Raw genomic sequence first — 23,344 nt, 5'->3', positions numbered from 1 at the left:
CCGGGGTTCCGTCACTGTCCGTATCGTCATTGGTGGGATCGCCATCATTATTGGCATCCTCGTCCGGGGTATCAATATTGTCACCGTCATCGTCCAGGTCCCTGTAGTTTACGTCACCATCGGTGCTGGCATCGCCGTCCGTGTCGGGAAGGTCGTTCGCCGGATCATCGATCTCGTCGTTCACGTCGAAGCCGTCGTTCACGTCACTGCCCTCATAGCCATCGTCAAGACCGTCACCGTCCGTGTCAATGCCCGTAAAGGTCTGGTCTGGGATCCCGTCAAAATTGAAGTCGTTCCCCTCGTTGTTGTCAGGCACCAGGTCGTTGTCACTGTCCAGGTCAAGGTAGTCAGGTGTATTGTCGCTATCCGTATCCACCGGGGTCAGACCTTGGTCACCATTGCCCTCATAGGCGTTGTCCAAACCGTCGTTGTCATCATCCAAACCGCTAGGGGCCAAATAACCGGAAGTGGTCTGTGCTTCCACGTTATCAGGGATACCGTCATTATCGCTATCAATATCTAGACGATCTGGTGTTCCATCTCCATCTGTATCAACATCGGTATTAAAGCTTATAGTTTGTGGGTTCACAAAATTATCAAGACAAGAAAATTGAATCCCTGATTGACGTACTATTGTTTGAAAATTATCGGTAACCTGAGTTTGCACACCAAATCGAAAAACAAAAGATGAAATGTTTACAAATTCTACAGCTACATTAACTGTGGGATTGACGTTGGAAATACCGGAATATTCTTGCATACCTCCATTAATCAACAATCCACCAGAAGCGTTATTCACAGATACTTCTGTATTCTCCTCGAAGGTATATGATGCGGGAGTATCGAAGCGATTGTATTCTTGGTATTTTTCATTTCCGTCAACATCCAAGAAATTACCAATTAGCTCATTTAATACTACAGGAGTGGTAGTACCCTTGTTAACTATACTTATTCTTAAATCTACAAATGGCCTTCTCTGGTTGGAAGTAAAATCAAATTGAATTTCTGGTTTAAAAAACTGTGGATCAATGGCATTCTGGTCCAATACATCTATTCGGCCGTTCTGTATATCTTCAATTGTGATTAGGGCATCAAGCTCATTTGTAATGCCTGGAATACGATAAACCGCACCTACCATAAGTGGACTTCCCTCCAATAGAATTGGTGCAGCACTAAAATTTAGATTGGGAATAGTTTCACAATTAAAATCGGTGCTCAGAGTACTGGATTCATTGGAATCTTTAATTCCGTCATTATCAGAATCTATGTCCAAATAATCAGGAACACTATCCTTATCTGTATCAATTGGAATTATTCCTGCAGTATTTCCTTCATAAGCATCGTCTAGGCCATTACCATTGTTATCATTTCCACTGGGAGCTATGTAATTTTTGAAATTTTGAGCTTCAACATTATCCAGGATTCCATCATTATCGGAATCGAGATCCAAATAATTAGGAATACCATCATTGTCAGTATCTGTTGGGTTAGTGGCAGGATTATTATCCATATCCAAATTGGCATCCTCATTGGTATCTATTATACCATCGCCATCATCATCGATATCATATTCATTGGAAACACCGTCTTTATCAGTGTCCAATGTCATGGCTATTGAAGAAATATTATAAAACGAAGAAACAGAAAAGAATAACAAAAAAAGCGCTAAGAATCTTAGCGAATTTGTTCTTTTCCTCTTTATATTTAAAAAAGTAAAGTCATCCATACGTGTCAGTAATTTTAATTTACTAAGCACCATGGCGGGAAGGTTGGCTATTGTAAGAAGTTAGGGCATTCTTATAATATAGTGCAAGATAAATCTAAATTTTCCAGGAACAAATTGTTTCTTTCAGAATCACCACGAATTATCCATCTACGACAATAATACTCGTTGAAGCGTAAATTTCCTCTATCTCGACACCACATACATACGATCTTTTTAATTCATTGGACGTCTTAAAATACAGTTGATCGAAAATAATCTGCCTTTCTCAAAAAATAAAATTACGTCTGAAAAATTCTAAATGCTAATAATCAAGTATATACCCCAAATTATAAATTCCTTTTCGTTCTTCGGCAGAAGCGATTTATTTGACTTATTTTTGCAAAAATTTTACGAATGAGTTTTGACAAGGAAATATTGAGGAGAAGGACTTTTGGGATCATCTCCCACCCCGATGCCGGAAAAACAACCTTAACCGAGAAATTACTGCTTTTCGGGGGTGCTATCCAGGAGGCCGGGGCCGTAAAAAACAATAAAATAAAAAAAACAGCCACCAGTGATTTCATGGAAATTGAAAAGCAGCGTGGTATTTCTGTTGCTACCTCGGTTTTAGCGTTTATCTATAGAGACAAGAAAATAAATATCCTCGATACTCCCGGACACAAGGATTTTGCTGAGGACACTTTTAGAACCCTAACAGCTGTAGACAGCGTTATTGTTGTGATAGATGTCGCCAAAGGTGTTGAAGAGCAAACCGAAAAACTAGTGGAAGTTTGTAGGATGCGAAATATTCCTATGCTCGTTTTCATTAACAAGATGGACAGAGAGGGAAAGGATGCCTTTGATCTTTTGGATGAAGTGGAACAAAAACTAGGCCTAAAAGTCTCACCATTGAGCTTTCCAATTGGGATGGGTTATGACTTTAAGGGAATATATAACATTTACGAGAAGAACATTAACCTGTTCAGTGGTGAAAGCAAAAAAAATATTGAGGAAACCATTGCCTTTGATGATCTGAACAGCCCAGAGCTGGAAAAAATAATTGGCTCCAAAGCAGCCACCGAGTTAAGGGAGAACCTGGAATTGGTGCATGGGGTCTATCCTCCATTTAATAAGGAAGAATATCTTAAAGGAACCCAACAGCCCGTGTTTTTTGGCTCTGCATTAAACAATTTTGGGGTTCGAGAACTCTTGGACTGTTTTATTGATATCGCGCCAACACCGAGGCCTAAAATGGCTGAGGAACGTTTGGTTAAAGCCAACGAAAAGGATTTTACCGGTTTTGTGTTTAAAATCCATGCCAACATGGATCCAAAGCATAGGGACCGTCTTGCATTTATAAAAATTGTTTCTGGAACTTTTGAAAGAAACAAACCGTACCTACACGTAAGACATGGCAAAAACCTTAAATTTTCCAGTCCCAATGCCTTCTTTGCCGAAAAGAAGGAAATAGTGGATATTTCTTATCCAGGGGATATTGTGGGACTTCACGATACGGGCAACTTTAAAATTGGAGATACCTTAACCGAAGGAGAAGAGCTACACTACAAAGGGATACCTAGTTTTTCCCCAGAACACTTCAGATACATCAATAATGCAGATCCAATGAAAGCAAAACAGCTGAACAAAGGGATTGATCAATTGATGGACGAAGGGGTAGCACAGTTATTTACTCTAGAAATAAACAACAGAAAGGTGATAGGAACCGTTGGCGCGCTTCAATTTGAAGTGATCCAATACCGTTTAGAACATGAATATGGTGCCAAATGTACCTATGAAAATTTCCCGGTTTATAAAGCTTGCTGGGTAGAGCCAGCAGACAAGAACAATGAGGAGTTCAAGGAATTTAAAAGGGTAAAACAAAAATTTCTGGCCAAGGACAAACGAAATCAATTGGTCTTTTTGGCAGATTCCCAATTTTCACTCCAAATGACTCAACAGAAATACCCTTCAGTGAAGCTGCATTTCACTTCGGAATTTGATTAATTAATTCCTTAAAATACAACTATAAAAAAACCCCATGATTTTCATCATGGGGTTTTTATTTATGCTTCTCCTGTTGGACCGAAGTTCATCGGTATAGGTGGCTGTTCATAATCCTTAATTGTACCATGGGCCTTTTCAAAACGCTGAACATTATCATTCAATGCTTTCAGAAACTTTTTGGCGTGCTGTGGAGTAAGTACAATCCTACTCTTCACTTTGGCCTTAGGTGCTCCAGGCATTAAGCTGATAAAATCAACAACAAATTCTGATACGGAGTGGTTGATGATGGCCAAGTTGGAGTAAACCCCCTCGGCCGTTTTTTCATCTAACTCTATATTGATCTGCTTTTGGTTTTGATTGTTATCGTCCATAATCAATTAAAACTTGAACTCTTCCTTACGAGCCATGATCTCATCGAATTCTTCTTTAGAACCCACGATGATGTTATCATAATCCCTCATACCTGTACCTGCTGGAATCTTATGTCCTACAATTACATTTTCTTTCAAGCCTTCCAAAGTATCAACTTTACCTGCAACAGCCGCTTCGTTCAATACCTTAGTTGTTTCCTGGAAGGAAGCAGCCGATATGAATGATTTTGTCTGTAACGAGGCTCTTGTAATACCCTGTAAGATTGGTGTAGCCGTAGCCGCAACCGCATCTCTGGCCGTTACTAAGTTCTTATCCCCTCTTCTAAGAAGTGAGTTTTCATCCCTTAGCTCACGCGCAGTAATGATCTGACCTGGTTTTAAGTTTTCAGAATCTCCATCTTCCAGAACTACCTTCTTACCGAAGATCTCATCATTTTCTAAAATGAAATCGTCTTTATGAGCCAATTGGTTCTCTAAGAATATGGTATCACCTGGATCCTGAATACGTACTTTACGCATCATCTGACGAACAACAACCTCAAAATGTTTGTCGTTGATCTTCACCCCTTGAAGACGATATACTTCTTGCACCTCATTAACCAAGTACTGCTGTACTGCAGATGGTCCTTTAATGGCCAAGATATCCTCTGGAGTAATAGAACCGTCTGATAACGGCATTCCTGCGCGTACATAATCGTTCTCTTGTACCAGAATCTGGTTGGAAAGTTTTACCAAGTATTTCTTGATCTCTCCCAATTTTGATTCTATGATAATCTCACGGTTACCTCTTTTAATTTTTCCAAAAGAAACAACACCATCAATTTCAGAAACTACCGCTGGGTTAGATGGGTTACGTGCTTCGAACAATTCGGTTACCCTTGGAAGACCACCAGTAATATCCCCTGACTTAGCAGATTTACGTGGAATTTTCACCAAGATTTTACCCTCACTGATCTTATCACCGTTGTCCACCATAATGTGTGATCCAACCGGTAGGTTGTAAGAACGCAATACTTCGTCATTATTGTTTTTAATCAATAATGTTGGTATCAATTTCTTGTTTCTTGATTCAGAGATTACTTTTTCCTGGAATCCAGTTTGCTCATCTATTTCTACTTGGTAAGTAATACCTTGTTCGATATTTTCATAAGCAATCTTACCTGGGAATTCAGAAACAATTACACCGTTATATGGATCCCACTGACAAATAAGCTCTCCTTTTTCAACCTTAGCACCGTTCTTGATGAACAATTGCGATCCGTAAGGAATGTTATTTGTACTTAGTGTAATTCCTGTTTTGGCATCTACAACTTTTATCTCAGATGTTCTGGATATTACAGTTTCCACTGCTTTTCCTTCACCATCTGTTCCTGTTACAGTTCTTAGATCTTCGATCTCGGCTATACCACCGAATCTTGCTTCTAATTTACTGTCTTCAGAAATGTTACCTGCAATACCTCCCACGTGGAATGTACGCAAAGTCAACTGTGTTCCAGGCTCTCCAATGGACTGGGCAGCAACAACACCTACAGCTTCACCTCTTTGTACCATTTTATTGGTTGAGAGGTTTCTACCGTAACATTTACCACAGATACCTTTTTGGGCCTCACAGGTCAATGCCGATCTCACTTCTACCTTATCTATAGGAGAAGCTTCGATTCTTCTCACGTCTGCCTCCAATATCTCTTGTCCTGCTCTTAACAAAATTTCTTCTGTCAAAGGATTGATCACATCGTGTAAGGCAACCCTACCTAAGATTCTTTCTCCAAGACTTTCAACGATTTCTTCGTTTTTCTTCAAGGCCTCAACCTCAATTCCACGTAACGTTCCACAATCTTCAGTGTTGATGATCACATCTTGCGATACATCCACCAAACGACGGGTTAGGTACCCTGCATCCGCAGTTTTCAAAGCGGTATCCGCAAGACCTTTACGTGCACCGTGGGTAGAAATAAAGTACTCCAAGATGGAAAGACCTTCCTTAAAGTTGGAAAGGATCGGGTTTTCAATAATTTCACCACCACCAGCAGTAGATTTTTTAGGCTTGGCCATCAATCCACGCATACCGGTCAACTGACGAATCTGTTCCTTGGAACCCCTTGCTCCAGAATCCAACATCATGTACACAGAGTTAAATCCTTGTTTGTCTTCACGGATACGCTTCATTGCCAATTCGGTCAACATCGCATTCGTAGAAGTCCAAACATCAATCACCTGATTGTAACGTTCGTTGTTGGTAATAAGACCCATGTTATAGTTTGCCATAATACCATCAACTTGTTCGTTGGCATCGGCAATCATTTCATGCTTCTCTGGTGGGATAATAATATCACCAAGACTAAAGGACAATCCACCTTTGAAAGCGAATTCATACCCCATGGTCTTAATTTTATCCAAGAAATCAGCTGTGGTAGGTACATCGGTCACACTTAATATGTTACCAATAATATCACGTAATGATTTTTTGTTCAATACTTCGTTCACATAACCTGCCTGTTCTGGCACTACCATGTTGAACAATACCCTACCTACAGTTGTTGGTATAATTTGGTAAACAAGTTCTCCCGCTTCATTAAAATCTTTCGTTCTTACCTTGATACCTGCATTAAGTTCTACCCTACCTTCGTTGAAAGCGATAACCACTTCCTCATCCGAATAGAACGTAATTCCCTCACCTTTAACGATAACATCGCCCATGGTTTTTTTCTCTTTGGTCATATAGTAAAGACCCAAGACCATATCCTGTGATGGTACTGTAATAGGTGAACCGTTTGCTGGGTTCAATATGTTGTGGGAAGCCAACATTAATAATTGTGCTTCCAAAATAGCTTCTGGTCCCAAAGGCAAATGTACTGCCATTTGATCCCCATCGAAATCCGCGTTAAATGCCGTACATACCAATGGGTGTAAACGGATAGCCTTTCCTTCAATAAGTTTTGGCTGGAACGCTTGTATACCTAAACGGTGTAATGTAGGGGCCCTGTTCAATAGTACAGGATGACCTTTTAATACGTTTTCAAGAATGTCCCAAACTACTGGTTCCTTCTTATCTATAATTTTCTTCGCTGATTTAACAGTTTTTACAATACCTCTTTCGATCAACTTACGAATAACGAACGGCTTGTAAAGTTCTGCGGCCATATCTTTTGGTAGACCACATTCGAACAATTTCATTTCAGGTCCAACAACGATTACCGAACGAGCGGAATAATCCACACGTTTACCCAAAAGGTTTTGACGGAAACGACCTTGCTTACCTTTCAATGAATCAGAAAGAGATTTCAATGGTCTGTTCGATTCCGTTTTAACGGCTGATGCCTTACGGGTGTTATCGAACAAGGAATCCACTGATTCTTGAAGCATACGCTTCTCGTTCCTTAAGATTACTTCAGGAGCTTTGATCTCAACCAATCTTTTCAAACGGTTGTTTCTGATGATTACCCTTCTGTAAAGGTCATTCAAGTCGGACGTCGCAAAACGACCACCATCCAATGGAACCAATGGTCTAAGTTCTGGTGGAATTACAGGGATTACTTTCATAATCATCCACTCAGGTCTATTCTGCCTGTTCTTCTGCGAATCACGCAAAGACTCAACTACCTGCAAACGTTTAAGAGCTTCTGTCTTACGTTGCTTGGAAGTTTCTGTATTTGCCTTATGCCTAAGTTCATAGGAAAGTTGGTCCAAATCGATTCTAGATAAGATATCGATCAAACATTCAGCTCCCATTTTAGCAATAAACTTGTTTGGATCTGTATCTTCCAAGTATTGGTTCTCCACCGGAATGGATTCCAAGATGTTCAGATACTCCTCTTCAGTCAAGAAATCCATTTTCTGAATCTCTTCCCCATCAGGACCCTTTGCAATACCTGGTTGGATAACCACATAACGCTCATAATAGATGATCATGTCCAATTTCTTGGAAGGTAATCCCAGAAGGTATCCTATTTTATTCGGCAAAGAACGGAAGTACCAGATGTGAGCTACGGGAACCACCAAGTTGATGTGCCCTACTCTGTCCCTACGTACTTTCTTTTCTGTAACCTCTACCCCACAACGGTCACAAACAATACCACGGTAACGAATTCTCTTATATTTTCCACAAGCACATTCGTAATCCTTTACAGGACCAAAAATACGCTCACAAAAAAGACCGTCACGCTCAGGTTTGTGCGTTCTATAGTTAATAGTTTCAGGCTTTAAAACTTCCCCTCTTGACTCCGCCAAAATAGATTCTGGAGATGCCAATCCGATTGAAATTTTATCGAACCTTTTTATTGTGTTATTATCTTTTAGTCTAGCCATAACAATATGGTGATAGTAAATTAAATATGTATATTACAAATAGTGTTCAAGACCTATTATCTTATTCCTCCAATCTAATGTCCAAACCTAATCCCTTAAGTTCGTGCATCAATACATTGAAAGATTCTGGTAAACCAGGTTCTGGCATTGTTTCTCCTTTTACAATGGCCTCGTAAGTCTTGGCCCTTCCGATAACATCATCAGATTTTACTGTCAATATTTCTCTTAGGGTTGCAGACGCACCATATGCTTCCAGTGCCCAAACTTCCATCTCTCCAAAACGCTGACCACCAAATTGTGCTTTACCACCTAATGGTTGTTGCGTGATCAAGGAGTATGGTCCTATAGATCTGGCATGCATTTTATCATCTACCATGTGTCCTAGTTTCAACATATAGATCACCCCAACAGTTGCTGGTTGATCAAAACGCTGTCCAGTTCCACCATCATAAAGGTAAGTATGTCCAAATCTCGGAATTCCGGCCTCATCTGTAAATTCATTGATCTGGTCTATGGTAGCCCCATCAAAAATTGGCGTAGCATATTTCTTGCCCAATTTAAGACCTGCCCATCCAAGAACCGTTTCATAGATCTGTCCGATGTTCATACGAGAAGGTACCCCAAGTGGATTCAATACGATATCCACAGGTGTTCCATCCTCCAGGAACGGCATATCCTCATGACGAACGATACGGGCAACAATACCTTTGTTACCGTGACGACCCGCCATTTTATCACCAACCTTTAGCTTACGTTTTTTAGCAATATAAACTTTGGCCAATTTCATGATACCTGCAGGCAATTCATCACCTACAGAGATCGTAAACTTGTCCCTCCTCAAGTTACCCTGAAGATCGTTTAATTTAATCTTATAGTTGTGCAAAAGATCAGCAACCAATGTGTTGGTATCCTTATCGGTTGTCCAGCTTCCTCCCACCAAGTGAGCGAAATCATCAACAGAGTTCAACATCTTCATGGTATATTTCTTACCTTTTGGAAGTACTTCTTCCCCAAGATCGTTCAATACCCCTTGTGACGTCTTACCATTGATCAACACGAACAATTTCTCTACCAATACATCCTTAAGTTGTTCGAATTTCACTTCGTATTCCAACTCCAATTTAGAAATGGCCTCTTTATCTTCAGAACGCTTGCGCTTATCTTTGATAGAACGAGAGAACAATTTCTTATCGATAACCACACCTCTTAATGATGGTGAAGCTTTTAAGGAAGCATCTTTTACATCGCCAGCCTTATCTCCAAAGATGGCGCGCAATAGTTTTTCTTCAGGTGTAGGATCAGATTCCCCTTTAGGAGTAATCTTACCAATTAAGATGTCACCAGGCTTAACTTCTGCACCAATACGGATCATACCGTGCTCATCCAGATCCTTAGTGGCCTCTTCTGAAACGTTTGGAATATCATTGGTCAACTCTTCAGCTCCCAATTTGGTATCCCTTACTTCCAATGAATACTCATCTATATGGATAGAGGTAAAGATATCTTCACGTACTACCTTTTCAGAAATTACGATCGCATCCTCAAAGTTGTACCCTTTCCATGGCATAAAGGCCACTTTAAGGTTTCTACCTAAAGCAAGCTCTCCACTTTCTGTTGCATAGCCCTCACAAAGAACCTGTCCTTTCTTAACCCTATCGCCTTTTATTACGATTGGTTTAAGGTTGATACTTGTTCCTTGGTTGGTCTTTCTAAACTTCACCAATTCATACGTCTTGGAATCCTCTTCAAAACTTACTGAACGTTCTGCGTCTGTCCTATCGTACTTAATGGTTATTTTCTTGGCATCAACATATTCTATAACACCATCTCCTTCCGCATTGATCAATACCCTAGAGTCTGAAGCTACTTGACGCTCCAATCCTGTTCCAACAATCGGAGATTCTGGTTTCAATAATGGTACGGCCTGACGCATCATGTTTGATCCCATCAGGGCACGGTTTGCATCATCATGTTCCAAGAATGGAATCAATGAAGCTGATATTGACGCAATTTGGTTAGGCGCTACATCCGTGTAATTAACTTCACCCGGATCAACAACTGGGAAATCCCCTTCTTCCCTAACAATTACTTTTTCTATATCTATAGTACCATCTTCTTTCAAAGGAATGTTAGCCTGGGCTATTTTCATTCCTTCTTCTTCTTCAGCACTTAAATAACCGAATTCCTTTGTATTTACCTTTCCATTTTCAACTTTACGGTAAGGAGTTTCCAAGAATCCCATAGGGTTTACCTTAGAGAATACCGCCAAGGATGAAATCAAACCAATGTTTGGTCCCTCTGGAGTTTCAATTGGACAAAGTCTTCCGTAATGCGTATAGTGAACATCTCGAACCTCAAAACCAGCTCTTTCTCTCGAAAGTCCACCTGGTCCTAGTGCCGATAATCTTCTCTTGTGCGTGATCTCTGCCAATGGATTTGTTTGGTCCATGAACTGAGACAACTGATTTGTTCCAAAGAATGAGTTGATCACAGAAGACAACGTCTTTGCGTTGATCAAATCAATAGGTGTAAACACCTCATTGTCACGAACGTTCATACGCTCACGGATTGTTCTTGCCATACGGGAAAGACCAACACCGAATTGTTGCGATAATTGTTCTCCAACAGTTCTTACACGTCTGTTTGAAAGGTGATCAATATCATCAATCTCTGCTTTAGAGTTGATCAATTCGATCAAATATTTAATTATGGTAATGATATCTTCTTTGGTCAAGACCTGCTTGTCCATTCCAATATCCAACCCTAATTTTTTATTCATTCTGTAACGTCCTACTTCACCTAAGTTGTAACGTTGATCTGAAAAGAATAATTTGTCGATAATACCACGTGCAGTTTCTTCATCGGGCGGTTCTGCATTACGCAGTTGACGATAAATATGTTCTACAGCCTCTTTTTCAGAGTTTGTAGGATCCTTCTGCAAGGTATTATGAATGATAGCGTAGTCTGACTGTGCGTTATTCTCTTTGTGCAAAAGAATAGTTTTCACGTCGGCCTCTATAATTTCGTTGATATGATCTTTTTCAAGAATAGTATCACGATCTAATATAATTTCGTTTCTTTCGATAGATACTACTTCACCAGTATCCTCATCCACGAAATCTTCATGCCATGTGTTCAAAACTCTGGCCGCTAACTTACGACCCAATACTTTCTTAAGTCCGGTATTGGAAACCTTTACTTCTTCCGAAAGGTCGAATATTTCCAAAATATCCTTATCCCTTTCAAAACCAATGGCTCTGAAAAGAGTAGTTACCGGTAATTTTTTCTTTCTATCAATGTAAGCGTACATAACGCCATTGATATCTGTAGCGAATTCTATCCAAGATCCCTTGAATGGAATTACCCTAGCAGAATATAATTTTGTACCATTTGCGTGGAAAGACTGTCCAAAGAACACTCCAGGAGAACGGTGTAATTGAGATACTACAACACGCTCGGCCCCGTTGATAACGAAGGTACCACTAGGTGTCATGTATGGAATTGTACCCAAATAAACATCCTGTACGATTGTTTCAAAATCCTCGTGTTCTGGATCGGTACAGTATAACTTCAACCTTGCTTTAAGAGGTACGCTATAGGTTAACCCACGCTCAATACATTCCTGAATGGAATATCTTGGTGGATCAATAAAATAGTCGAGAAACTCTAAAACAAATTGGTTTCTTGTGTCAGTGATTGGAAAGTTTTCCATGAAGGTGTTGTACAAGCCTTCGTTGCCCCTTTCATCAGATTTAGTTTCAAGTTGAAAGAAATCTTGAAAGGATTTAATCTGAATGTCCAAGAAATCCGGGTAGTCCGGTATGTTCTTAGCGGATGCGAAACTTATTCTTTCAGTTTGTTTTGTAAACATCAATGGACAAAATTTTGATTGTGAATACTAAAATGGGTAGTATATGTCCTTATATACAACATATATAAAAGGGTTTAGGTCTAGCCACCTAAAGGGTGGAAAGACCTAAACCAAAATAGTATGGTTGTCGCTATTATTTAAGCTCAACTTCTGCTCCTGCTTCTTCCAATGATTTTAGAATTCCTTCAGCCTCATCTTTAGAGATACCTTCTTTGATAGCTTTTGGTGCGCTATCAACGATATCTTTAGCTTCTTTCAAACCTAAACCAGTTAATTCCTTAACCAATTTAACTACTGCCAATTTAGAAGCACCAGCTGCTTTCAATATTACATCGAATTCAGTTTTCTCTTCTGCAGCTTCACCACCTTCAGCGGCTCCACCAGCGGCAACAGCTACTGCAGCAGCAGCAGGCTCAATACCATATTCATCTTTCAATATTGCAGCTAACTCATTTACTTCCTTTACAGTCAAGTTAACCAATTGTTCTGCGAAATCTTTTAAATCTGCCATTTTTCTATCGTTTAATAAAATTTTAAAATATAATTGTTTTTAGTGCGTACGTATTATTTCTCGGATAATGTTTTAAGGATACCGGCCAATTTACCACCACCAGACTTAAGTCCAGAGATAACATTTTTAGCAGGTGACTGAAGCAATCCGATGATTTCTCCAACCATTTCTTCCTTAGACTTGATATTGATCAAGGTCTCTAGGTTCTCATCACCAACATAAACGGCCTCTTCAATATAAGCGCCTTTCAATAATGGTTTTGTAGTTTTCTTCCTGAAGTTCTTGATTAACTTTGCTGGAGCATTACCAGTGTCAGAGTACATAATGGAAGTGTTACCTACCAATACTTCTGAAAGCTCACCAAAATCTTTATCCGATGCATCCATTGCCTTTGCAAGCAAGGTATTTTTTACGACCGCAAGTTTAATATTGGCTTTAAAGCAAGCCCTTCTTAAATCTGATGTGGCCGAAGCATTCATACCAGAGATATCTGCCAAGTAAATGATGGAATTACTTCCCAACTGTGCAGTTAAATCTTGTATAACGTTCAATTTTTCTTCTCTTGTCATAATAAAAACTTTAAACTAACAGTTATACTCCTTTAGGATCTAGTTGCATACTAGGGCTCATTGTACTAGACAAATAAATGCTCTTCATGTATACCCCTTTCGCAGCAGCAGGTTTTAATTTGTTCAAAGTATCCAAAAGTTCTTTGGCGTTTTCCGCTAGCTTATCTTCTGAGAAAGAAACCTTCCCGATCGCAGCATGTACAATACCAGTTTTGTCTACTCTAAAATCAATCTTACCAGCCTTTACTTCTGCAACCGCTTTAGCGACATCCATAGTAACTGTTCCTGTCTTTGGATTGGGCATTAAACCTCTTGGTCCCAATACTCTACCCAAAGGACCTAATTTACCCATAACACTTGGCATGGTGATGATCACATCAACATCGGTCCAACCGTTTTTGATTTTTTCCAAATACTCATCCAACCCTACATAATCAGCACCAGCTTCTGTAGCTTCTGCTTCTTTATCCGGGGTTACCAACGCTAAAACCTTAACGTCCTTACCTGTTCCGTGAGGAAGGGTAACAACACCACGTACCATTTGATTCGCTTTTCTTGGATCTACACCCAATCTTACAGCGATATCAACAGACGCGTCGAATTTTACGTTTGTTATCTCTTTTACTAAAGCTGAAGCTTCCATCAAGGAATATAGTTTGTTTCTATCTACCTTAGAAAGCGCTTCTTTCTGCTTTTTCGTTAATTTTGCCATTCTAAATTGCTTTTAAGATTTTAAAAAGGTTTGGTCCCTGAAACTTTTAAACCCATAGATCTAGCCGTACCCGCAACCATTGTCATAGCTGCTTCTGAGGTAAAGGCATTCAAATCTACCATTTTGTCATCGGCTATAGCTCTTATCTGTTCCCAGGTAACGCTTGCCACTTTGTTTCTGTTAGGTTCGCCAGATCCTTTTTTAATCTTAGCTGCTTCCATAAGTTGAATTGCCGCTGGCGGTGTCTTAACAACGAAGTCAAATGACTTGTCCTTAAATACCGTGATAACAACTGGCAATACTTTGCCTGGTTTATCCTGTGTACGAGCATTAAACTGCTTACAGAATTCCATGATGTTAACGCCGGCAGCACCTAAAGCGGGTCCAACCGGTGGCGACGGATTCGCTGCACCTCCCCTAACTTGTAGTTTAACTACTTTACTTACTTCTTTTGCCATTGTTTAAAATTAAATTGAAAGCGTGTCTTTTTGGAAGCGACACTACTTTATATATGTAACAATTCTTACTTATACTTTTTCTACTTGCATATAGCTAAGTTCCAATGGAGTTTTTCTTCCGAAAATCTTCACCATCACTTCTAGCTTACGCTTTTCTTCATTTATCTTTTCAACGGTACCATTGAAACCATTGAAAGGTCCGTCTATAACCTTTATAGTTTCACCCAAAACAAAAGGAATAGCTACGCTGTCCGTTGTAACGGCCAACTCATCTACTTTTCCTAACATTCTGTTCACCTCAGATTTTCTAAGTGGCACAGGATCTCCTCCTTTTGTTTCACCCAAAAATCCTATTACATTGGTAATAGAACGTATAATATGTATCATCTCTCCACCTAAATTGGCTTTGATCATGATGTAACCAGGAAAATAAACCCTCTCCTTGTTGATTTTCTTACCATTTCTTATTTGAACTACCTTTTCAGTAGGCACAAGAACCTCTTCCAGGTAATCCTCAAAACCAAGTCTCGCAACTTCAGTTTCGATATACCCTTTTATCTTGTTCTCCTGACCACTAACAGCCCTAACTACATACCATTTTTTATCTAATACTTCCGACATAGGTATGACTTAGTTGATTATTTTAGTAAAATACAATTGGATCAATTCTCCAAAAAGACTGTCAACACCCCATGTAGCCAATGCAAAAATAATTGAAAACACTGCTACTATTACCATCAAATTTGATGACTCAGCCCTTGGAGGCAGGGTAACATTGTTTCTAAGCTCTTCAACGGATTCCTTAATATAAGTCAACATGCTGTGAAAGGTTTTCTATAGTTTTAAAAAGAATGGCTGTTTATCAACTTCATTCTTTATGATTCGGGACAAAAATCGGACTTAATAAATGACCTATTTTTTAGCCCCTATCCCACTCGTTTAATTTTCCAAATTGGGACCGACATAAAAGACTTTCCCTTTTAACATTAGCACGGGAGGAGAGACTCGAACTCCCGACACCTGGTTTTGGAGACCAGTGCTCTACCAACTGAGCTACACCCGTTTATATTTACACTGAAAGGTATCCCACATAGCAGGACACCCTCAGTGCAATATTTATAATGTGATTAATCTAAAATCTCAGTAACCTGACCAGCACCTACTGTTCTACCACCTTCACGGATTGCGAAACGTAGACCAACACTCAATGCGATCGGAGACAATAAATCAACAGTAATAGTTAAGTTATCACCTGGCATTACCATTTCAACACCATCAGGAAGATTGATAGTTCCTGTTACGTCAGTGGTTCTTACGTAGAACTGTGGACGGTAGTTGTTATGGAATGGTGTGTGACGACCACCTTCTTCTTTTTTAAGAACGTAAACCTCTGCTTTGAATTTAGCATGTGGCTTTACAGAACCTGGCTTACAGATAACCATTCCTCTTTTGATCTGTGATTTTTCAATACCTCTTAACAAGATACCTACGTTATCACCAGCTTCACCTCTATCCAAAATCTTACGGAACATCTCTACTCCAGTAACAGTTGAATTCAATTTTTCAGCTCCCATTCCGATGATCTCTACTGGATCTCCAGTGTTTGCAACTCCTGTTTCGATACGACCTGTAGCAACAGTTCCACGACCAGTAATTGTAAATACATCTTCAACAGGCATCAAGAAAGGCTTATCAACATCTCTTTCTGGCAATTCGATCCAGTTATCAACAGCTTCCATCAAAGACATTACTGTATCAACCCATTTTTGCTCACCGTTAAGTGCACCTAATGCAGAACCAGCGATTACAGGTCCATTGTCACCATCATAGTCATAGAAAGAAAGCAATTCACGTACTTCCATCTCAACAAGTTCCAATAATTCCTCATCATCAACCATATCCACTTTGTTCATGAATACAACAATTCTTGGAATACCTACCTGGCGACCCAAAAGGATGTGCTCACGAGTTTGTGGCATTGGACCATCTGTAGCGGCAACAACCAATATAGCACCGTCCATTTGGGCAGCACCAGTAACCATGTTCTTTACGTAATCCGCGTGACCAGGACAGTCAACGTGAGCGTAATGACGGTTTGCAGTTGAATATTCTACGTGTGATGTGTTGATAGTAATACCTCTTTCTTTTTCTTCAGGAGCGTTATCGATAGAATCGAAACTTCTCATTTCAGAAAGACCTGCATTTGCCAAAACAGTTGTAATAGCAGCAGTTAATGTAGTTTTACCGTGATCTACGTGTCCAATAGTACCTATATTTAAGTGCGGTTTGGAACGATCAAAAGTTTCCTTTGCCATGTTTAATGAATTTTAATCTTAGTTTATATTAGTGTACAAATTATGCCTTGAATGAGCCAATGATGAGATTTGAACTCATGACCTCTTCCTTACCAAGGAAACGCTCTACCCCTGAGCTACACCGGCGTCTTTAAGTTTTATAGCCAGTTATAACTAAAACTTAAAACTATAACCATAAACTCAAAGTAAAGCGTTGACGGGTTTTATCCCGACTTCGCTCTGAACAAAATATTCAATATTTCGTCCATTTAATCCCAATTGCCTAAAGCCCCAGTAAAGGAGCTATTTGCAATTAAAATTTAGAGCGGGAGACCGGGTTCGAACCGGCGACATTCAGCTTGGAAGGCTGACGCTCTACCAACTGAGCTACTCCCGCATTTTAATTTTTAGGCAAACCTAAAAATTTATTTCATAATTTCAAAAACAAACGTTCTGTATTTTCATACAAAGACCCTTTAAGCCTTTTTTGTGGGGAGAGCAGGATTCGAACCTGCGAAGACGTAGTCAGCAGATTTACAGTCTGCCCTCGTTGGCCGCTTGAGTATCTCCCCAAACCAATATTTTAAGAACTTAAGAGCCGATAGAGGGACTCGAACCCACGACCTGCTGATTACAAATCAGCTGCTCTAGCCAGCTGAGCTACATCGGCCTTTTTACTTCCTTTTTCTTTCACAAAAAAGCCCGCTATTTCTAACGGACTGCAAATGTATACGTTTTTTTAATTATTCAAAACATTTTTTAAATAATTTTAATCAAACTTGTGCTTTTAATTTTTCCTTGCGTTTCACCAATTTTCTTTCCAGCGAACTAGATGCCACATCCACAGCCTCTTCGAAGGATTTACACTGCTTTTTTATTATAAATTGATCTTTGGGAACATGTACCTTAATCTCAACAATTTTATTTTCTTTGGAACTTGTATTCTCCACCTTAAGGTAGACATCAGAACTGATGATCTTGTCGTAAAATTGATCTAACTTGTTCAATCTGGACTGAACAAAGTCGATTAGCTTTCCTTCCGCATTGAAATTAACGGATTGAACATTTACTTTCATAGGCTGAAATTTTTAAAAATTAAACATTAAAAAAAAAAGAATCGAGTACTATTCCTTGTTCCTTGGATGGGAAGCAGAATGTACTTTTTTTAATTCGGCAATGCTATTATGGGTGTAAACTTGCGTAGAGGCTAAGCTTGAATGACCCAACAATTCTTTGACCGAATTTAAATCCGCGCCCTTGTTGAGCAAGTGAGTCGCAAATGTGTGTCTTAATATATGCGGGCTCTTCTTTACCTTAGAGGACACTTCACTAAAATACCGATTTATAATTCTATAAACAAGCGTTTCATATATTTTATTGCCGGCCTTTGACAAAAAGACAAAATCCCCATCTTCAATAGTTTCCAAGGCATCCCGATACTCAAAATACTGCTCGAACAACTCCCTTGTAGAAGACAACAAAGGGAGGATACGCTCTTTGTTTCGCTTGCCCAAAACTTTAAGGGTCATGCTGGAAAAATCCACATTGCCCATCTTTAAATTGATCATTTCCGCCCTACGCATCCCTGTGGTATACAAGAGGGCCACGATCAAATTATCCCTTGCCCCTTCAAAATCATCAGCATACGTTATTTGCTGCAGCACAGCTTCCATTTCCAATTCAGAAAATGGTATCTCCACCTTCTTTGTCGTTTTCAAAGCGGTATGCTTCGCCAACGGATTGGCAGCTATTTGTCCGATACGCAGCAAAAATTTATAATAAGCCTTTAGAGAGGCTATTTTTCTATTGATCGTTCTGTTGGATATCTTGGAGTCCACCAACCGGACAATCCAACTTCTAATGAGGCTGTAATTAGCGCTATCGATGTCTTTTAATGAAAACTCTTCAGCGCAAAACAACGCCCACTCCTCCAAATCGGCTTTATATGCAGTAACTGTATGGGGAGAGTATTTCCGCTCCAAGGAAAGGTAGGACAAAAAAGACGGAATCGACATAGGCCAGCTTTAATAGCTAAGTTACTATTTTAATGACAGGATTGGGCATAAAAAAAGAGAATCCCGCCATAGGCAGGATTCTCTTATATCTGGTTCCAAGGAACTATATCTCCTCTTGATCTCTAAGACCTTGGATATATTGTGCTTTTTGAACTTGAGCTCTACGCTCTACAGAAGGCTTACTGAACGCCTGACGCTTTCGCAATTGACGCATAGTACCAGTCTTATCAAACTTTCGCTTGAAACGCTTTAGCGGCCTATCTATATTCTCTCCTTCTTTAATTGGTATAATTAACATAAGCTTTAACCTCCTCTCTTTTGTGATTTTTAAGACTGCAAATATAGTAACTAAATTCAAATGGACAACCTAATTCCAAATAAAAATAACCATTAAACAGTAGCAGGCTTATATTCCTTTTTATCTATAACCATTTTAGCGATAATTTCCCTGAGTATCTCGGACGTACCACCCCCAATTGGGCCTAACCTACTATCCCTAAAATTACGGGCCATTGGATAATCTTCTATATACCCATAACCTCCTAGAAATTGTAAACATTCAGTGGCGACCTCATCGGCCACCTTGGTAGATTTCAATTTAGAAATCGTAGCTTCCTTGACAACATATTGCCCTTTATCCAGACGATAGGCGACAGAATAATTATATTCCTTGCACATGTCTATATCTCCATATAGGTCTGCTATTCTATGTCTTAATGCCTGGAATTTGTTTATCGACTTACCGAAAGCTTCTCTCTCTGACATATAATTTAACGTATATTCCAACGCGTGTTCCGATCTTGCATGGGCATTGATACCCATGATTAAACGCTCCAATGAGAAATGTTCCATGATGTAAGAAAACCCCATACCTTCTTCACCCATGAGGTTCTCAGCTGGTATTTTTACATTATCAAAAGCTATTTCTGCCGTATCCGAAGCTCGCCAACCTAATTTATTTAATTTGCTGGCCGTCACCCCTTCGCTCTGCCTATCCACAACAAAAATGCTAATTCCTTTATTCCCAAGAGAAGAGTTTGTTTTTGCTGCAACTATCATGTAGTCCGCATAAACTCCATTAGTAATGAACGTCTTGGAGCCATTTAAGATATAATGGTCACCTTCCTTTACAGCCGTTGAACGCATCGCTGCAACATCACTTCCGCCAAAAGGCTCTGTTATGCACAAGCAGCCAATTTTATCCCCATCAACACTTGGTCTCAAATACTTTTCCTTGATATTGGCATCTGCTTCCTTGTTCAAGTGGGTCATGGCCAAATAAGCATGTGCCCAAATAGCTGCTGCAAACCCTCCTGAATTTACCTTTTGCAATTCTTCCAATAAAATTACAGTATAAAACAGGTCCAACCCTAATCCCCCATCGTTTTCTGGGGTGGCGAGACCAAAGTAGCCCATATCGCCAAATTTCTTCCAAATAAACCTTTCAATGGTTCCGCTTTCTTCCCATTTATCTATGTGGGGGACAACTTCTTTTTGTAAAAAATCTTTTAGGCTCTGCCTAAATAGTTGATGTTCTTCAGTGAAGTACATACTTTGCATATCTTTTTTTTTATAATGACAAATATAATTTAATTATATCAATCTTATCCTCAGGAAAACCTTGTATTTCTGTTAATTCCTCAAAACTCGTGATACCTCCATTTTCTTCCCGATATGCCACTATGGCCCTGGATAACTCATAAGGAATATAAATCAATTGGGCCATCTCATCACTAGTGGCAGTATTGATATTAATTTTTGAGATATTCGGTTTACTCAATAGCTTAAACCTGGCCAATACCCGATCTGCCACTTCCCGTTCAAGACCATAGACATGATACACTTGATCTTCCTCCAAAAAGCCGCCTAGACGGTCCCTGAATTTTATGATACGTGCGGAGAGCTTTTCCCCTATTCCACGAACCAGTCTTAATTCATCGGCCGAAGCTGTATTGAGATCACTTACCGTGATAGCCCCCTTGGAGTTTGAGCCGACTTCCCGGCTCTTATTGACAGACGGCAGAGTGGATGCTGTTTTCCTCGTCCATTCCGGAAACTTAAAGTAGGGAGAAATCTTGGCCAACAACGAATCACCAATTTGTGTTACTTGTTGAAAATCGGAAATAGAATTGACAAACTTTCCCTCTGCCCTATATGCATGAAGCCTATCAATTTCATTAACGCTCAGACCAAGAACATAGCCCTTATGATCATTGATGAAGTTTGGATTAAAGGGATAGATACGCAAGGTATCCCGATTAGACTTCAAGGCCTCGATTTTTTCTTGAAAATCCTTATCAATTATAAGAGAGCTTACATGAGAGGCAGGATATAGTTTGAGATAGAAGTAACCTACTTGCAACACTATGATTATGGCAAGTAAAAAGAACATCCCATTCCGTTCCTTTTTATTGAACCTAAAATGGGATGTCCTATCTTTTTTTCTCAAATCGTATACCTTATTCTTCTTGTCTGATCACCACATCGTCATTATCGGAATATGAATCCGGCTCTGGCTTTGGCGGAGTTGTCAATACCCTGTAAAAAAAATATCCAGCAAAGAATATTACAATTCCTTGGGCTAAAAACATAACAATTAAAGCTGACGTGTTCATAATGTGGCCCTCCCCTCTCTTCTGCGTTTGTTATAAGCTAAATATACTAAAAATGCTATAAATGCAAACATGGCAAGCAACATGCACCTACCAATGTTCTTATAAAATACTTTATTGATGAACGAGCCCTTGGCAATCACATCCCCAGGCTTTATGACATCTCCTACTTTTACAATGACGCTCTGATCATCTTTGAAGGAATATGTTCTATAATCGATAAATTTCTCCTCAAAAGAGACCTCCTTCACTTTGTCAAACCGTTTTCTGGTATTTTCAAAGGAAAATTTAACCTGCTGAGACGCCACTTCATCAACAGTTCCCAAAGAAGTGCCATCACCATTGAAATTTTCTGCATAATACTCGTCAGCAAACGAAGAGTTGTTATACGTATCCTTGTGAAGAATGTTATCTACCATGTTGGGAATACTGGCCAAAAAGACCCACCCCAACAGTACAGGAGTTATAAATTTGATAATAAACTTATACACCAAAGGGATCTTTATATCGGACCCTATGTTTATTTCCTTCCACCCTTTTTCCATACCAAAGATCCAGGCAAAAAGAATTACTTCAAAAAAGGCAAATACCACCAAACTGACAGTGCCGCCCCAATAGTCATAATCGTCAAATACACCCTCTTGAAAAAAGAAGACGGTAGGCAACCCCATCAATAGGGCCAAAGCCCCAAAAGACCAAGCGCCTTTTTTCTGACCCCAACCAAACTCGTCCCTCATAAAACCGATCCAGGGTGTTCCCATAGCCAAGGAACTGGTAATACCAGCAAAAAACAATAAGCCAAACCACATTACCCCAGCTACAGCTGCCAAAATTGGTCCCCACTGCTGAAAGAGATAGGGCATGGTCTGAAATGCCATCCCGAACCCTGCATTATTGATCACCCAATCCAATCCAAGATATCCGGCAGCAATTGGAATTACTATAGCGCTACCTAGTACCACTTCCACAAAACCGTTCATAAAGCCGGCAGAGACGGCATTTAATGCGATATCGTCCTTACTTTTCACATAGGATGCATAACAGTGAATGGTTCCCATTCCAACTGATAGGGTAAAGAAAATTTGTCCGGCTGCCGCCAACCAAACCTTAGGATTCAACAAGGTATCGTATTGTGGAGTCCAAAGGAAATTTAACCCGTCCCAGGCATTGGCATCGGGAAAAAGATCAGATGCTCCACTCGTACCAAGGGTATAACCGCGGATAGCAAGAAACACACCAAACAAAATTAAAAGGGGCATCCCTATCTTGGCCACCTTTTCCACCCCACCCAATCCCTTGGAAAGGATGAAGGTATTCAAGGCCAAACAGAGCACATAAAATACGATGGCTTCAAACGGAATTCCCGTTGTACTTACACCTACATCAACATAGGAGTTGAAGAATCCGGCGACTTCCCCTTGAGACATCCCACCAAATGTACCTGCGATGGAATGGTATACATAGGACAGGGTCCAGGATTCTATATAGGCATAATAAGCCACAATGGCCAAGTTGGTAAAAATACCAAAAACCCCAATATATTTTAAGATCCTCCCCTTGACCATGGAGTCGAAAATATAGGGCGTGCTATGGTTACCAAACTTACCTCCATAACGGCCAGAGGACCACTCTATGAACAATAAAGGTATCCCCATTAATAAGAAACAAACCAAATATGGAATGATGAATGCACCCCCTCCATTTTGTACGGCTTGAACCGGAAAGCGAAGGAAGTTACCCAATCCTACAGCATTACCTGCCATTGCCAAAATTAGCCCCATCCTGGAGCCCCAAGAATCTGATGTTTTTGCCATGATGTAATGGTTGAATTTAAGACCTATTCAACCGGCACGAAATATCGTAAAAAAAAGAACATCTCAAAGCAAATAATTTAAACAGAAAATCCCGTTTAAATTG

Annotated in this window: 18 protein-coding genes, 5 tRNA genes and 1 pseudogene; 1 reads left to right on the top strand and 23 read right to left on the bottom strand. The window is 39.8% G+C overall.

What is annotated here, in order from left to right:
- Positions 1-1,726 (bottom strand): annotated as a pseudogene (locus ABXZ32_RS15465) (gliding motility-associated C-terminal domain-containing protein); the annotation flags it as partial.
- Positions 1,727-2,119: 393 nt separating this feature from the next.
- Here ABXZ32_RS15465 and ABXZ32_RS15460 point away from each other — a divergent pair.
- A complete protein-coding gene (locus ABXZ32_RS15460; RefSeq protein WP_354619589.1) occupies positions 2,120-3,709 on the top strand; it encodes a peptide chain release factor 3 in 1,590 nt (529 codons plus the stop codon).
- A gap of 59 nt (positions 3,710-3,768) precedes the next feature.
- Here the strand turns inward: ABXZ32_RS15460 and ABXZ32_RS15455 are convergent, their stop codons facing one another.
- The 22 genes from ABXZ32_RS15455 to ABXZ32_RS15350 form a co-directional block, all read right to left on the bottom strand.
- On the bottom strand, positions 3,769-4,080 hold the full coding sequence (locus tag ABXZ32_RS15455; protein ID WP_354619588.1) for a DUF3467 domain-containing protein: 312 nt from the start codon (positions 4,078-4,080) through the stop codon (positions 3,769-3,771).
- Positions 4,081-4,086: 6 nt separating this feature from the next.
- On the bottom strand, positions 4,087-8,385 hold the full coding sequence (gene rpoC / locus ABXZ32_RS15450) for a DNA-directed RNA polymerase subunit beta' (protein ID WP_354619587.1): 4,299 nt from the start codon (positions 8,383-8,385) through the stop codon (positions 4,087-4,089).
- A 61-nt stretch (positions 8,386-8,446) separates the two neighbouring features.
- Positions 8,447-12,256: a DNA-directed RNA polymerase subunit beta gene (rpoB, locus tag ABXZ32_RS15445; protein WP_354619586.1), complete on the bottom strand. Its 3,810-nt coding sequence runs from the start codon at positions 12,254-12,256 to the stop codon at positions 8,447-8,449.
- 133 nt (positions 12,257-12,389) lie between these two features.
- Entirely contained in the window at positions 12,390-12,767 is a 378-nt protein-coding gene (gene rplL, locus ABXZ32_RS15440; protein WP_354619585.1) for a 50S ribosomal protein L7/L12, read from the bottom strand.
- Between the two features lie 53 nt (positions 12,768-12,820).
- Positions 12,821-13,336, bottom strand: a complete 516-nt coding sequence (gene rplJ, locus ABXZ32_RS15435; protein ID WP_354619583.1) for a 50S ribosomal protein L10 — start codon at positions 13,334-13,336, stop codon at positions 12,821-12,823.
- A gap of 22 nt (positions 13,337-13,358) precedes the next feature.
- Positions 13,359-14,048: a 50S ribosomal protein L1 gene (gene rplA / locus ABXZ32_RS15430; RefSeq protein WP_062052999.1), complete on the bottom strand. Its 690-nt coding sequence runs from the start codon at positions 14,046-14,048 to the stop codon at positions 13,359-13,361.
- A gap of 20 nt (positions 14,049-14,068) precedes the next feature.
- Positions 14,069-14,506: a 50S ribosomal protein L11 gene (gene rplK, locus ABXZ32_RS15425; RefSeq protein WP_062052997.1), complete on the bottom strand. Its 438-nt coding sequence runs from the start codon at positions 14,504-14,506 to the stop codon at positions 14,069-14,071.
- 69 nt (positions 14,507-14,575) lie between these two features.
- Positions 14,576-15,127, bottom strand: coding sequence for a transcription termination/antitermination protein NusG (gene nusG / locus ABXZ32_RS15420; RefSeq protein WP_062052996.1), 552 nt, complete (start codon positions 15,125-15,127; stop codon positions 14,576-14,578).
- A gap of 9 nt (positions 15,128-15,136) precedes the next feature.
- Positions 15,137-15,325 carry a preprotein translocase subunit SecE gene (secE, locus tag ABXZ32_RS15415; RefSeq protein ID WP_062052995.1) on the bottom strand — a complete coding sequence of 63 codons (189 nt, stop codon included), beginning with the start codon at positions 15,323-15,325 and terminating at the stop codon, positions 15,137-15,139.
- 171 nt (positions 15,326-15,496) lie between these two features.
- A tRNA-Trp gene (locus ABXZ32_RS15410) sits at positions 15,497-15,569 on the bottom strand.
- Positions 15,570-15,633: 64 nt separating this feature from the next.
- The gene (gene tuf / locus ABXZ32_RS15405; RefSeq protein WP_354619582.1) at positions 15,634-16,821 is read right to left on the bottom strand and encodes an elongation factor Tu; all 1,188 of its coding nucleotides are present in this window, start codon (positions 16,819-16,821) and stop codon (positions 15,634-15,636) included.
- A 54-nt stretch (positions 16,822-16,875) separates the two neighbouring features.
- A tRNA-Thr gene (locus ABXZ32_RS15400) sits at positions 16,876-16,947 on the bottom strand.
- A 177-nt stretch (positions 16,948-17,124) separates the two neighbouring features.
- Positions 17,125-17,197: transfer RNA gene (locus tag ABXZ32_RS15395), tRNA-Gly, on the bottom strand.
- A 93-nt stretch (positions 17,198-17,290) separates the two neighbouring features.
- Positions 17,291-17,372: transfer RNA gene (locus ABXZ32_RS15390), tRNA-Tyr, on the bottom strand.
- A gap of 24 nt (positions 17,373-17,396) precedes the next feature.
- Positions 17,397-17,470: transfer RNA gene (locus tag ABXZ32_RS15385), tRNA-Thr, on the bottom strand.
- 103 nt (positions 17,471-17,573) lie between these two features.
- Positions 17,574-17,876 carry a ribosome hibernation-promoting factor, HPF/YfiA family gene (gene hpf / locus ABXZ32_RS15380; RefSeq protein WP_354619581.1) on the bottom strand — a complete coding sequence of 101 codons (303 nt, stop codon included), beginning with the start codon at positions 17,874-17,876 and terminating at the stop codon, positions 17,574-17,576.
- Positions 17,877-17,924: 48 nt separating this feature from the next.
- Entirely contained in the window at positions 17,925-18,815 is an 891-nt protein-coding gene (locus ABXZ32_RS15375; RefSeq protein WP_354619579.1) for a tyrosine-type recombinase/integrase, read from the bottom strand.
- A 103-nt stretch (positions 18,816-18,918) separates the two neighbouring features.
- Positions 18,919-19,113 carry a 30S ribosomal protein S21 gene (gene rpsU, locus ABXZ32_RS15370; protein ID WP_062052991.1) on the bottom strand — a complete coding sequence of 65 codons (195 nt, stop codon included), beginning with the start codon at positions 19,111-19,113 and terminating at the stop codon, positions 18,919-18,921.
- Between the two features lie 92 nt (positions 19,114-19,205).
- Positions 19,206-20,375 carry an acyl-CoA dehydrogenase family protein gene (locus ABXZ32_RS15365; RefSeq protein WP_354619578.1) on the bottom strand — a complete coding sequence of 390 codons (1,170 nt, stop codon included), beginning with the start codon at positions 20,373-20,375 and terminating at the stop codon, positions 19,206-19,208.
- 10 nt (positions 20,376-20,385) lie between these two features.
- The gene (locus tag ABXZ32_RS15360) at positions 20,386-21,264 is read right to left on the bottom strand and encodes a ComEA family DNA-binding protein (protein WP_354619577.1); all 879 of its coding nucleotides are present in this window, start codon (positions 21,262-21,264) and stop codon (positions 20,386-20,388) included.
- A 10-nt stretch (positions 21,265-21,274) separates the two neighbouring features.
- On the bottom strand, positions 21,275-21,406 hold the full coding sequence (locus tag ABXZ32_RS15355) for a hypothetical protein (RefSeq protein WP_354619576.1): 132 nt from the start codon (positions 21,404-21,406) through the stop codon (positions 21,275-21,277).
- A gap of 20 nt (positions 21,407-21,426) precedes the next feature.
- Positions 21,427-23,241 carry a sodium-dependent transporter gene (locus ABXZ32_RS15350; protein ID WP_354619575.1) on the bottom strand — a complete coding sequence of 605 codons (1,815 nt, stop codon included), beginning with the start codon at positions 23,239-23,241 and terminating at the stop codon, positions 21,427-21,429.
- Positions 23,242-23,344: the final 103 nt, after the last annotated feature.

The organism is Sediminicola luteus, assembly GCF_040566555.1.
Classification (GTDB): Bacteria; Bacteroidota; Bacteroidia; order Flavobacteriales; family Flavobacteriaceae; genus Sediminicola.
This window is presented reverse-complemented; position numbering and strand designations above follow the sequence as displayed.